This window comes from Desulfovibrio sp. SGI.230, assembly GCF_050313065.1.
Classification (GTDB): domain Bacteria; phylum Desulfobacterota; class Desulfovibrionia; order Desulfovibrionales; family Desulfovibrionaceae; genus Desulfovibrio.
This window is the reverse complement of record NZ_JBNPKS010000012.1, coordinates 62,815-75,430: the sequence shown is the minus strand read 5'-3', so window position 1 is coordinate 75,430 and position 12,616 is coordinate 62,815. Positions and strand designations below refer to the sequence as shown.

Here is a 12,616-nt window from a genome sequence, read left to right as displayed (position 1 = left end):
CCCCCTTCAAAAACCGCTTATAAGGGACATCTTGGGATGAGATTCTGAGATGGATGTAAAAAAGGACGCCTTCGGGCGTCCTTTTTTCATCTATCACCAGAGCGCCAGGGCCACACCGGCTACCGCCAGATAGCGGCCCAGTTTGGCCAGCACCACCAGAAGCAGGAAGGAGGGCAGGGGCTCGCGCAAGGTACCGGCCACCAGAGTCAGGGGATCGCCGATGACGGGCATCCAGCTGCACAGCAGGGTCCAGCGGCCGTAACGGTGGTACCAGACTTCGGCCTTGCGCAGGGACTCCGGCGAGAAGGGGAACCAGCGGCGATCCTGAAAGCGGGTGAGATAACGGCCCAGCCACCAGTTGACGGCCGAGCCCGCGCTGTTGCCCAGGGTGGCCACGGTGATGAGGGCCCAGGCCGGTTCCCCGCTCTGCACCAGCAGGGTGCCCAGCAGCAGCTCCGACTGCGCGGGCAGCAGGGTGGCCGCCACCAGCGCGGTGAGGAACAGGCCGCCGTACAGGGCCAGCAAGGTCAGCATCCACGGGCCTCCTGCGGGACATATTTTTACGGTGAGCCCCTCAGGAGCCTACCGCTTGCCGTAAGGCCTCTGCGTCACCAAGGGGACGGACTGCGGCGCCATCGGCCAGTGTCGTACGGAGTTTTCCTCGCGCTTCCTTTTCCAATGAGCGTCATGAGGAAGGAAGCAACGGGGAAAGGCGCTTGTTCCGGCTGTGGCCATAGCCCCCTCCCCCGAAGAGCTCCCAACACTATCCCGGCCTAGCGGCCGTCGTATTCCCAGATGACCTGACCGGTCTTTTCCACACCGTAGCCGCCCAGGGCGGCCACTTCCTTGCGGAAGGCCTCGGAGCGGATGACATCCAGCAGGGCGATGATGCGTTCGTCCTCGGCATAGCGCTGCGGGATGACCAGGTCGTATTCCTCCACGCCCACGGGCACGAAGTCCAGGCCCAGGGCGCAGGCGGCGGCGCGCACGGCCAGACCGGTATGGGCGCGGCCGGAAAGCACGGCGGCGGCCACGTTCATGTGCGTGTATTCCTCGTCCTCATACCCGGCCAGCTGCTGCGGGCGGATGCCCAGCTGCTTCAGGCGGTAGTCCAGCAGCACGCGGGTACCGCTGCCGCGCTGGCGGTTGATGAAGCGCACGTCCTCGCGCGCAAGGTCGGCGATGTCATGGATGCCCAGCGGGTTGCCGGGGGCCACGATGAGGCCCTGTTCGCGGTCCACCAGGCGCACCAGCAGCATGGGCTCGCCCTGGAGGTTGTCGCGCAGGGCCTGGCGGTTGTAGACGCCGTCGGCATCATTGAGCAGATGGCTGCCCGCCAGATGGCACTGGTGGCGCTTGAGGGCCATGAGGCCGCCCAGCGAGCCCACATGGGCCGAGGCCAGACGAAAGCGCGGATGCTCGCGGCGCAGGAAGCTGTCGATGAGGTCCAGGGTGTTGTCGTGGCTGCCGATGGCCAGCAGGGTGCCTTCCACCTGCTGGCGGGGGCGCAGCAGCTGCACCTGCACGGGCTCGTCACGGCTGATGCCTTCGCAGTCGCGGGCCACGCTGATGATGCCGTCGGCCCGGCTCAGGCTGGTGACGGTGCCCGCGCCGCGCGGCAGGGGCACGGCAAAGAAGGTGTCGTCCACCCGGCCCAGCTTGACGCGGATGCGTTCTTCCATGCCGGGGCGGGAGGGCAGCGGATTGACGGGCAGGGCCGTGACCGTTTCGCGGTGGGTCAGGCAGCGCTTCTGGAGCAGGGCCAGCAGGGGCTGGACGAATTCTTCCAGGGCGACGATGGCCGAGACGGGATAGCCCGGCGAGCCGATGATGGGCACGCCGCGCACCATGCCGAGAGCCGTGGGCTTGCCGGGCATGACGGCCACACCGTGGGTCAGCAGCTCGCCCTTGTGGGCGATGACGTCGGCGGAATAGTCGTGGCTGCCCGCCGAGGAGCCGGCGTTGAGCAGCACCAGATCAGCGCCTTGGTCGATGGCCGCATCGATGGCCGCGCTGATGGCCTCGGGATCGTCAGGCACGATAGGCAGGGTGAAGGCCTCGCCTCCGGCCTCCTGCACGATGGCCGAAAAGATGTAGGAGTTGAACTCCGGCAGGCAGCGGCCCGCGCACAGGTCTTCTTCGCGGGCCTCGGTGAGGGGCACGATCTCGGTGCCGCTGGGGATGATGCCCACGCGGGGCTTTTTGAACACCAGCGGTTCCAGCACGCCGCCCGCGGCCAGCGCCCCCAGCTCGTAGGGGCCGATGCAGACGCCGGGCGGCAGGATGATCTCGGACGCCACCATGTCCTCGCCCAGCTTGCGCACATGCTGCCAGGGGAAGGCGGCCTTTTCGATGACCACATGCTGCCCGTCGGGCTCGGTGTTGACGTTCTCCACCATGACCACGGCATTGGTGCCCGCGGGCAGGGGATGGCCGGTATTGATCCAGAACGTGTCGGTGCCGATGGTCAGGCGCAGGGGCCGCCGGGTGGAGGCGGTGAAGGTGGATTCGGCGTTGACGGCGATGCCGTCCATGGCCGCGCCGTGGAAGGCCGGGGAAGAGCGGCGCGCGGCCACGGGCTCGGCCAGCACGCGGTGCAGGGCCGCCGACAGGGGCACGCGCTCCATGGCCAGCTCGTGGCCCTCGGCGCTGATGCGGTCCAGCCAGCCTTGGCGGGCGGCCTCCACGGTCTGCAAAGTCAGATAGGTATGACGTTCGCGTTTCATAAATATCTCCCAATATCTCGAATGGAGGCCGGAAGGATCTTGTGCGGCCGGCATCGTTTCAAATAAAGCGCGCTGGGGAGGGGTGGGGAGTTTGAGGGGAGGGGGACCCCTCTCGCGCTAGGCGAGGGGTCTTCCCTCCCCTCAAGAAAAAACTACGCCAGCAGCTCCACGCGCACGCGTTCCCCGGCGGTGAGACCTTCGCGGTTCTCGGCGCAGATGACGAGGCCGTCGGCCTCCACCAGGCCGGAGACCACGCCGGAAGGCTTCATGAGCGGCTGGGCCAGCCAGTCCACATCGGAGCAGTCCAGTCCCTGGGGCAGCCAGGCGGCCTCGAGGGCCGCGGCGCTGGCGGGCACCAGTTTGACGCGGATGTAGTCGCGGCGGCCCTGGGCCGAAGCCACGGCGCGGGTCAGGCGGGCGGTGAGGGAGGGGACGAGCTCGTCCCCGGCACTGCCTTGCAGATGTTCCAGCAGGGGCACGAGGAAGGCGCGGGCGCAGACCAGGGCGCTGCTCACATGGCCGGGCAGGCCCATGAGGCATTTGCCGCCGCTGCGGGCCAGGATGAAGGGCTTTCCGGGGCTGATGGCCACGCCGTGGGTCAGCAGCTCACTGCCGGGCACGGAGGTGAAGACGTCCACGGTATGGTCGCGCATACCGGCGGAGGAACCGCCGGAGACCACCACCACATCGGCCTCGTCCAGCGCGGCCAGCACCGTGCGGCGCAGGGCCGCGGCGTCGTCGCGCACCAGACCGGCCAGCGTCGGCTCGGCACCGGCACTGCGGCAAAGGGCGGCAAGGCTGTAGGAATTGACGTCCCGCACCTGGCCGGGGCGGGGCTCGCTCCCGATGGGCACCACCTCGTCACCGGTGGAGATGATGGCCACCCGGGGCGCACGGCGTACGGCCACGTCCTTTTGTCCGAAGGAGGCCAGCAGACCGATCTCCTGCGGGCGCAGCTTGCGGCCCGCGGGGATGATGCAGTCACCGGCGGCGGCGTCCTCGTCACGCATGACCACGTGGTCACCGGGGGCCTGGGTGCGGGTGAGCTCCACCATGTTGCCGCCGGCCGGGCGGGAATATTCCACCATGACCACGCAATCCGCGCCCTCGGGCAGCATGCCGCCCGTGAGGATGCGCGCGCACTGGCCGGGCTGGAGGCTGATGTCCGGCACGGCGCCCATGGGGCAGTCGCCCACGCATTCCAGCAGGGCGGGGGAACCTTCCTGCGCGCCGAAGACATCACGGGCGCGCACGGCGAATCCGTCCACGGTGGAACGGTCAAAACCGGGCAGGTCGGCAGGGGCGTGCAGGGCTTCCGCCAGGCGGCGGCCCAGGGCATCCGTCAGGGGGACGGTCTCCGCGGGCAGGACGGGCAGGGCGCGCAGATGCCCCAGCACGGTCTCCACGGATTGCAGGGTCAAAAAGTTCTTCATGGCTTCTCCTTGTGCACCGGCGTGACGGGCCGGACGGCAGAAAAGCATACCGCAATGCCTGCCGGGTGCAAAGCCTTTGCTTCCTGCGGCACAGTGGAGAAAAGGGCGGCTGCGAGCCGTGCGGCCATCCCTGTGGGGAGGAGGGGCGATACGGAAGGCGCGCCGCTACGGGACAGGCAGAGAGGACGAGGTCGCAGGACGTTCAGGGAAACGGGCGCGAGAAAGCGGCCGGACGCAAGACACCGGGAACGCGGAGGCCGAAGACTCTCTGAAGGGAGCCCCGACTGTTGCCGCATGGCGCTCTCCCCGTCATCCCTGCGGGGCGTAGCTCGTTACAGTGTTTCCGTCTCCATGGCCGACCGGTACAGGCACAGGCGGGCACACAGGCCGCCTTCCGGCCGGTTGTGCAGGCTCAGTTCCCCGCCGTTGCGGCAGGCCATGCTGCGGGCGATGCTCAGGCCCAGGCCGCTGCCGCCGGTGTGGGGGCTGCGTGCCTCGTCCAAGCGGAAGAAGGGCTCGAAGACCTGCTCCAGCATGTCGGGGGGGATGCCCGGGCCGTCATCCAGCACGTCGATCTGCAGGGTCTCGTCTTTTTCCCGGAGCTGGATGCGGACACTGCCGGAATAGCGCAGGGCGTTGTCCAGCAGATTGGAGAGACAGCGGCGGAAGCTGTTGGGGCGCACCGTCCAGGGGCGGGCACAGCTGCCTTCGAGGCTGACGTCCTGTCCCATGTCCTGCCGGTCGGAGACCAGGCTGTCCAGCAGGGCGTTCATGTCCATGCGCACGGCGGCCTCGTCGCGGGCGCTGCCGCGGGTGAGTTCGGCGCTGTTGGCCATGATGCCGCCCAGGATGTCGATGTCTCCCAGCAGTTTGGCCCGCAGGGGGGAGGCGGGGTCCATGCTCTCCACGCGCAGGCGGATGCGGGTCAGGGGGGTGCGCAGGTCGTGGGCCACGGCGGCCAGGATGCGCTCGTGCTGGCCCACACCGGCGCGGATGCGTTCCTGCATCTTGTTGAAAGCCCGGGCGGCCTCGCGCACTTCGGTGGGCCCTTCTTCGGGCAGGGGGGCGGTGTAGAGGTTGCGGCCGAAACTCTCGGCCTTGCCGGAGAGCACCCGCAAGGGCCGCACCACGCGATGCACCACCACCAGGATGAGCAGGATCAGCAGGCCCGCTTCCAGCAGGAGCATGGTCAGGGAGGCCTGGCTGGGGGAGAAATCATAGGCATCGCTGCTGATGACCACACACAGCCACTTGCCGTCGTCCAGGCGCACGCTCACCCGGCTTTCGTACACATGCGTCCAGGGCACATGGCGGCGCAGGGTGGGGTTCATGCTGTCGGCCACATGCACGCGCTGGACCTCGGTCAGCATCTCGCGGGTGTCCAGATCGGTCTCGATGCTGTTCAGGTTCTTGCGCAGGCGGTCTCGCAGATACAGGGCGCGTTCGTCCCTGGCCTGCCGGGCCGGATTGGGGGCATCGCTCAGGCTCAGGTGGACCACGTCCAGGCGTTCCAGCCGCTCCAGCAGGGAGCGCTTGTACTCGAAGGGTTCGGAGTGCAGGAGCTGGAGGGAGAGGGCCAGGCTGTTGGCCTGTTCCAGCAGGGCGGAGCGGGCCGCCTGCCGTTCTTCCACCAGCTGGACCGTGAAGGTGGCCACGCCGTGCAGGAAAAGGATGCCGCCGATGAGCATGCCCGCCAGCTGTGCGGAAAGCGTGGTGGAGGTCAGGCTGCGCAGCAGACGGGCAAGGAAGGCGCGCATGCTACTTTCCGGGCATGATGGGGGCATCCACGGGCAGGGCCGGGCGCACGAACTGCGGGCGCACGTCCGTGGCCAGCACGTAGCCGTCGCCGCGGACGGTCTTGATGAGCTGGGGCTCGCGGCCGTTGTCGCGCAGGCGGGTGCGCAAGCGGCTGATCTGCACGTCGATGCTGCGGTCATAGGGCACGGCGTTGCGGCCCTGGGTGCGTTCCAGCAGCTCGTCGCGGCTGAGCACCCGCTGGGGGTTCTGCAAAAAGATCTCCAGCAGGCGGTATTCCGTGCCGCTCAGGGAGACCACCACCCCGTCGGGCGCCACCAGATGGCGGGCGCTGCGGTCCAGCAGCCAGCCTGCGAACTGCAGGGGCGTGGTCTCGGGCTGGTCGCGGCGGGCGCTGCCTTCGGTGCGGCGCAGCACGGTACGGATGCGGGCCAGCAGCTCGCGGGGCTCGAAAGGCTTGCTCAGGTAGTCATCGGCGCCCAGCTCCAGGCCCACGATGCGGTCGGTGATGTCGCCCAGCGCGGTGAGGAAGATGACGGGCACCGTGGATTCGGCGCGCAGGGTACGGAACAGCTCCAGCCCGTTCATGCCGGGAAGCATGATGTCCATGACGATCAGGCTGCAGGGCACGCGGCGCTGGATCTCGAGGAACTCCGCCGCGTTCCCCGCCGTGCAGGTGGAAAAGCCGTTGCGACGCAGATAGTCGGAAAGCAAGGAGCGGATTTCCTCGTCGTCATCGACGATACAGATGGTATGGATCGTGTTCATGGTCCGCACTCTGGGGCTGAAGGGCAGGGTATTATGACAAAGTATGTCATACTTTTACTGTCATTTTGCAGTTCTGTATCAAAAACGACAGTAAAGATACGAACTTATCCATAATACCTGTACTCGCGCCAGGAGGCAACCGCCGGGGAGGGAGCAGGGGGCGTCAGCGGTCTGCCGGCAGGGGCAGCCCCGCCTCCAGACGCAGCAGAAAACGCTTGATGTCCAGACCGCCGCTGTAGCCGCCCAGGCCGCCACCGGCGGCGATGACCCTGTGGCAGGGAATGACGATCATCAGCGGGTTGCGGCCGTTGGCCTGGCCCACGGCACGGCAGGCACGCGGGCTGCCCACGGCCGCGGCCAGTTCGGCGTAGGAGCAGGTCCGTCCGTAGGGGATGTCCTGCAGGGCCCGCCAGACGCGCAGCTGGAAGGGCGTCCCCTGCGGGGCCAGCGGCAGGTCGAAGCGGCGCAGGCGGCCCGCAAAGTAGGCCGCCAGCTGTTCCCGGGCCTCGTGCAGCAGGGGGCTCGCCACGGGCTGTCCCGGCAGGGAGATGGCCTCGGGCGGGCAGTGGGCCGGGGAGGGGCATGTCCTGTCCAGGGCCACCAGATGCCCGTCCTTTTCCGTGAGCCAGAGCGGCCCCACGGGGCTTGCAAGACCGGCGACCGGCATCAGGCACGCTCCCCGGCGGCGTCGTCCCGCAGGCGCAGGGAGGCCAGCGCCCCCAGGGCCGCCACGGGCACCAGGCAGGCCATGGCCGTGCCCAGCCCGCCGAAATTGTCCGCGATCCAGCCCAGCAGGGGCATGGCCATGCCGCCCAGGGTCATGGGCAGGCCCAGGGTCACGCCCGAGGCGAAGCCCATGTTGCGGGCCAGCAGCTTCTGGCCCAGCACCACCATGGAGCTGAAGGGCGCGAACAGGCCCACGGCCAGCGGGGCCAGCAGCAGGGCCGCCAGCCACATGCTGTCCACCCAGGCGAAGGCCAGGGCCGCGGGCAGGGCCAGCCACCACGAAAGGCGGATGATGCGGGCATAGCCGATCCTGTCGGCCAGGAAGCCGCCCAGCACGTTGCTGCTGACGCCGCAGACGCAGAAGAAGGCCAGCATCATGGCGCCGAATTCCTTGCTTTGGCCGAAGACGTCATGCCAGTACATGGGGATGTAGGTATTGAAGCCCAGGAAAAGGATGGAGCGCGAGGCGATGACCAGGGTCAGCACGCCGAAGGCATGCCAGTCGTTGCGCGGTTCGGCCTGTCCTGCGGCGTCATTGCTCTGGGGGATCTGGCGCTGCCAGCCGCGCATCTGGAAAAAGAGGAACGAGGCCGTGCACAGGGCCAGCAGCAGGAACACGGCCGTGCCGTGCAGGCCCGCCACGAAGGTGGCCCCGGCCACCAGCAGCGGCCCCACCACGAAGCCGCTGTTGCCGCCCACGGAAAAGATGCTCATGCCCGCGCCCTTGCGGTTGCCGGAGACGAGGTTGGCATAGCGGGCCCCTTCGGGATGGAACAGGGCGCCGCCCACACCGCAGAGCATGAGGGTGAGGAAGATGGCCCAGTAACTGTCCAGAAAACCCACCAGGCCCAGGCTGCCGCCCGCCAGCAGCACGGCCAGCGGAACGAACCAGGAACGGGCGTGTTTGTCGGCCAGATAGCCGAATACGGGTTGCACCAGGGAAGAGGTGGCCGAATAGGCGAACATCAGGGCGCCCGCGGCCTGATAGTTGAAGCCGTGGGCCGCGGCCAGATAGGGCATCAGCGAGGGCAGCGCGCCGCCGTTGAGGTCGCAGCTGAGGTGCCCCAGGGAAATGAGCAGTATTTTGCGAAGGTCCATGCCTGTCTCCTGCGGAAAGCTTGAGGCATGGGCATAGCGGGCAGGGCAGGCGGCGTCAAGGGAGGCGGGCACGAAAAAGGGCCGCCCGAAGGCGGCCCGGAAAGGCAGGTAGGACACGATGCCTAGCGGCGCGGGGGCTGCTTGGCTTCCATGCTGTAGCGGTAGATCTCGTGGACTTCCTCGGTGTAGCCGGGGTAGAAGCCCTTGCCCATGCCCAGCACGATGCGGGCGCCACGGTTCATGTGCACCAGCAGGTCGCCGGTGGAGGGGTCCACGCACAGACCTTCGATCTCGCCCTGCTTGATGGCTTCGTCGAAGACCTTTTCCATGTACACATGGGCGTTGCTGTCCGAGGTGATATCGATGCGGTACAGATGGTCGGGCTCGTTGTCGTCGGCGGTGCCGTCGTCAGCGGTCATGAACAGGGAGCCGTTGTAGTAGAACACGCCCTGCACCCACTGCGGCACGGGCTGCAGATGCACCTTGCGCAGGTAGTTGCCCTTGAGGTCGTATTCATACAGATGACGGCCGCTTTCTTCGCCCACCCAGGAGCACATCCACACGGTCTTCTTGACCGGGTCCACGGTGATGCCGGACACTTCTTCCTGGCCGGACTTGGGCTCGAACTTGAACGTGCGCTTGAATTTCAGGGTGTTGGCGTCATGGATGGCGATCTGGATGTCCTTGCCCACGCCGTCCATGAAGTTTTCGGCGCCCACATAGATCTCGCCGTTGTAGACGTCGATGTCACCGATGTGGTTGGAGGGGATGGAGTAGCCTTCGAAGGGATTTTTGTTCTCGGCCACCAGTTTGCCGTTCATGTCGTACTTGTACAGGGCCTTGCTGCAGCTCACATAGATGAACTTGCCGTCGCAGGCCACGCCCTGGCGACCGGCCACGGGCATGACGCTTTTCAGGGTGTAGGTGTACTTGGCACCGGGAAGGGGCTTGGCCTGGGCGGCGGGCAGGGCCACGCACAGGGCGCAAAGCATTGCCAGGGAAGCGAACAATCCTTTCATCTCATCTTCCTCCTTCTTTGGACCGGGTCATTGACGGTCCTTTTTCCCCTAGTAGCGCGCTAAGAGAAAAAGGGCAACGGGGGAAGACGGGCTCCGTGAAAATGTCACAGAATGACACAATGGCGTCATGTGGCGGGGGGGAGAAAAACGGCGGGAGCCAGAAACGAAAAAAGGGTCTGCGTTTCCGCAAACCCTGATTTCCTTTTTGGTGGAGCTGAGGAGAATTGAACTCCTGACCTCTTGAATGCCATTCAAGCGCTCTCCCAACTGAGCTACAGCCCCTCGGCAGAAATGTATACTGCCCAAAAAGACCCTGGCTGTCAACGAAAAAATCAAAAAAAGTGATTTTTCTTTTTTATCCTTTTATCTCAATAAATTACATAAGAAGCGCACAGCGTTTGCTCCGGCAACAGGGGTAAACGGGCCGCCATGGGCCGTCAGCGGACTATACTAGTTCCGTGGGCAGACCGGCCCGCAAACAGGCCTGTGCCCAGGCTGCCTGGCCCAGAGAGATGCCGCCGTCACCGGGCGGCACTTCCTGCTGGCACAAGGGGGTGAGGCCGTGCGCCGCGAGCAGCAGCGGCAGCAGGCGGGCCAGCAGGGCGTTCTGCATGACGCCGCCGGAAAGGCCCACCACGCGCACGCCCGTGGCCCCGGCGGCCCTGACGGCCAGGGCCGTGAAGCCCTGCGCCAGCTGCCAGTGGAAACGGGCGGCCAGATCTTCCACGGGCAGGCGGTCGCGCCGGGCCAGCACGGCGGCGAACAGGGCCGTGCCGTCCAGTTGCCAAAGGCCGTCCTCTTCCGTCAGGGGCAGGGCGGGCAGCAGCTCGTGCTCCGGCTGCGGGGCCCGCAGCTCTTCCGCCCCCATGCGCCACCATTGTCCCGGCAGGGCGCTGCGGGCGGCGGCGTCTTCCAGACGGATGGCGGCCTGTCCTTCATAGGTGATGTGCGTACACAGGCCCAGCGCGGCGGATACGGCATCGAACAGGCGCCCGGCGCTGGACGTGGGCGGGCAGTTGAGGCCCCGGCGCCACATCTCGCTGACCGCCGTGACGGCCATGGCCTGCGGCGCACGGCAGACATCGTCCCCGTCGTCAGCGCAGTCCGCCCAGATCCCGGTCAGGGCTTCGGGGGCCAGACCGCTCTGCAGGGCCAGGCCCAGGGCGATGCGCCAGGGCTCGCGGATGGCGGCCTCCCCGCCGGGCAGACGGAAGGGCGCCAGACGGCCCAGACGCTGCCAGCGGGGCGCATCCAGTTCCATGAACAGCAGCTCTCCGCCCCAGATGCTCTTGTCCGTGCCCAGGCCGGTGCCGTCCAGCGTCAGGGCCAGGGCCGGGCCGGTGTGGCCGTGTTCGGTGAGCACGGAGGCCGCGTGCGCGGCATGGTGCTGCAGATGCCAGAGGGGCAGGCCCTCGCGCCGGGCCAGTTCCGTGGCATGGCGGGTGGAGAGGAAATCCGGGTGCAGGTCGCAGACCACGGCGGCGGGCCGCACCTCCAGCAGATCCTGCAGGTGGCGGGCCACTTCCTCATAAAAACCGAAGGTGGGGGCGTTCTCCAGGTCGCCCACATGCTGGCTGACGAAGGCCTCGTTGCCGCGCGTCAGGCAGAGCGTGGCCTTGAGCTCGCCGCCCGCGCCCAGCACGCAGGGCAGATCCGTGCCCCAGGCTTCGGGCAGCATCACCGGACGGGGCACATAGCCGCGTGCCCGGCGGTAGAAAAAGGGCGCTGCGGCGGGTTTTTCCCCGTCGGCGGGCAGGGGACGCACACCGGCCACGCTGTCGTCCACGCGCACCAGGATGTCACGGTCGTGCAGCAGCCAGGCATCGGCCAGATGCGCCAGACGGCGCAGGGCCTCGCGGTTGCCCAGGCAGATGGGCTCGCCGCTGGCATTGGCCGAGGTCATGACCAGCACGGGCGCGGGCTCTCCGGCCGTAGCGGTCAGGCGGACAAGCTCGTCGAAAAGGACGGCATGCAGGGGCGTGTAAGGCAGCATGAGGCCGATGCCGGCGGTATCCGGCGCGATAGCGGGGGGCAGGCAGCCCTTGCGGGCCGGACAGAGCACGATGGGCTTTTCCGGGCAAAGCAGCAGGGCCTCGTGTTCCGGGGCAAGGTCGCACAGCTCCCGTGCCGTGGCCAGATCCGGCACCATCAGGGCCAGCGGCTTGTGCGGGCGCCGCTTGCGCAGGCGCAGCAGGGCCACGCTGCGGGCGGAGCGGGCGTCACAGGCCAGCTGGAAGCCCCCCAGGCCCTTGAGGGCCAACAGATGGCCGTCCCGCAGCAGGGCGGCCGCCCGTGCCACGGCATCCCGCATGGACGCTTCCGACGGCAGGGTCTCCGGGCCGGGCCAGTTTGCCGGGGCGCTGTCCGGGGGCAGGGTGCCGCCGGGCGGGAGCAGCGGGTTGTCCACCAGCCACAGGCGCGGCCCGCATTGCGGGCAGGCCACGGGCTGGGCATGGAAACGGCGGTCCAGAGGGTCGCGGTATTCGGCCTCGCAGCGGGGGCAGAAGGGGAAGCAGGCCATGCTGGTGGTGGCGCGGTCGTAGGGGATGGACCGGGTGATGGTGTAGCGCGGCCCGCAGTTGGTGCAATTGGTGAAGGCATAGCCGAAGCGCGGATTGCCGGGCGTGTGCATGTCGCGCAGGCAGTCCTCGCAGATGCCCACATCGGGGCTGACAAGCACGCTGTGGCCGGCATGGCCGTGGCTGGCCACGATGACGAATTCCGTCTCGCCGTCCACGGGGGGCAGCTCCGTGATCTCCAGCCGGGTGAGCCGGGCCAGGGGCGGCAGCTCCCGGCGCAGACGCACGGCAAAGGCATCCACCTGTTCCGGGGGCCCCTGCACCTCGATGCGCACCCCGTCCGAGGTATTGCCCACGCTGCCGGAAAGGCCGCCTTCCACGGCCAGCCTGTAGATGAAGGGGCGGAAGCCCACGCCCTGGACCTGTCCTGCGGCCAGCAAGGCCGTACGTTTGTGCTGTATCATGGGACGAGCCTAGCGTTTTTTCGACGTTTGCGCTACGCACGGACTGCCGCCTTGCGGGGCCATAAGACTTTATGATATTTTTCAGAACACTTTTTACCCTTGGTTTTT

General features: G+C 67.5%; 9 protein-coding genes and 1 tRNA gene. All 10 read right to left on the bottom strand.

What is annotated here, in order from left to right; translation table 11 throughout:
• Positions 1-93 precede the first annotated feature (93 nt).
• Entirely contained in the window at positions 94-534 is a 441-nt protein-coding gene (locus tag ACQRAG_RS09650) for a YqaA family protein (protein WP_427803986.1), read from the bottom strand.
• A 239-nt stretch (positions 535-773) separates the two neighbouring features.
• A complete protein-coding gene (locus tag ACQRAG_RS09645) occupies positions 774-2,726 on the bottom strand; it encodes a molybdopterin biosynthesis protein (protein ID WP_427803987.1) in 1,953 nt (650 codons plus the stop codon).
• 152 nt (positions 2,727-2,878) lie between these two features.
• Positions 2,879-4,159: a molybdopterin-binding protein gene (locus ACQRAG_RS09640; protein ID WP_329968784.1), complete on the bottom strand. Its 1,281-nt coding sequence runs from the start codon at positions 4,157-4,159 to the stop codon at positions 2,879-2,881.
• Between the two features lie 332 nt (positions 4,160-4,491).
• Positions 4,492-5,916: an ATP-binding protein gene (locus ACQRAG_RS09635; protein ID WP_427803988.1), complete on the bottom strand. Its 1,425-nt coding sequence runs from the start codon at positions 5,914-5,916 to the stop codon at positions 4,492-4,494.
• A 1-nt stretch (position 5,917) separates the two neighbouring features.
• Positions 5,918-6,682: a response regulator transcription factor gene (locus ACQRAG_RS09630; protein WP_204625775.1), complete on the bottom strand. Its 765-nt coding sequence runs from the start codon at positions 6,680-6,682 to the stop codon at positions 5,918-5,920.
• A 163-nt stretch (positions 6,683-6,845) separates the two neighbouring features.
• Positions 6,846-7,349 carry a methylated-DNA--[protein]-cysteine S-methyltransferase gene (locus ACQRAG_RS09625; protein WP_303931894.1) on the bottom strand — a complete coding sequence of 168 codons (504 nt, stop codon included), beginning with the start codon at positions 7,347-7,349 and terminating at the stop codon, positions 6,846-6,848.
• Positions 7,349-8,506, bottom strand: a complete 1,158-nt coding sequence (locus ACQRAG_RS09620) for an MFS transporter (RefSeq protein WP_297159954.1) — start codon at positions 8,504-8,506, stop codon at positions 7,349-7,351. Before ACQRAG_RS09620 ends, ACQRAG_RS09625 begins: the two co-directional genes overlap by 1 nt.
• 122 nt (positions 8,507-8,628) lie before the next feature.
• Positions 8,629-9,525 (bottom strand): hypothetical protein, encoded by an 897-nt coding sequence (locus tag ACQRAG_RS09615; protein WP_204675256.1) that lies wholly within the window; start codon positions 9,523-9,525, stop codon positions 8,629-8,631.
• Between the two features lie 206 nt (positions 9,526-9,731).
• Positions 9,732-9,807 (bottom strand) — tRNA-Ala (locus ACQRAG_RS09610).
• A 163-nt stretch (positions 9,808-9,970) separates the two neighbouring features.
• Entirely contained in the window at positions 9,971-12,508 is a 2,538-nt protein-coding gene (gene hypF / locus ACQRAG_RS09605; protein WP_427803989.1) for a carbamoyltransferase HypF, read from the bottom strand.
• Between the last annotated feature and the right edge of the window lie 108 nt (positions 12,509-12,616).

Excerpts from the sequence above, each read along its gene's own strand:
- ACQRAG_RS09630 (WP_204625775.1), bottom strand. The coding sequence starts at position 6,682 with ATGAACACGATCCATACCATCTGTATCGTCGATGACGACGAGGAAATC.
- ACQRAG_RS09640 (WP_329968784.1), bottom strand. The coding sequence starts at position 4,159 with ATGAAGAACTTTTTGACCCTGCAATCCGTGGAGACCGTGCTGGGGCAT.
- ACQRAG_RS09615 (WP_204675256.1), bottom strand. The coding sequence starts at position 9,525 with ATGAAAGGATTGTTCGCTTCCCTGGCAATGCTTTGCGCCCTGTGCGTG.
- ACQRAG_RS09635 (WP_427803988.1), bottom strand. The coding sequence starts at position 5,916 with ATGCGCGCCTTCCTTGCCCGTCTGCTGCGCAGCCTGACCTCCACCACG.
- ACQRAG_RS09645 (WP_427803987.1), bottom strand. The coding sequence starts at position 2,726 with ATGAAACGCGAACGTCATACCTATCTGACTTTGCAGACCGTGGAGGCC.
- ACQRAG_RS09620 (WP_297159954.1), bottom strand. The coding sequence starts at position 8,506 with ATGGACCTTCGCAAAATACTGCTCATTTCCCTGGGGCACCTCAGCTGC.
- ACQRAG_RS09625 (WP_303931894.1), bottom strand. The coding sequence starts at position 7,349 with ATGCCGGTCGCCGGTCTTGCAAGCCCCGTGGGGCCGCTCTGGCTCACG.
- ACQRAG_RS09650 (WP_427803986.1), bottom strand. The coding sequence starts at position 534 with ATGCTGACCTTGCTGGCCCTGTACGGCGGCCTGTTCCTCACCGCGCTG.
- hypF (WP_427803989.1), bottom strand. The coding sequence starts at position 12,508 with ATGATACAGCACAAACGTACGGCCTTGCTGGCCGCAGGACAGGTCCAG.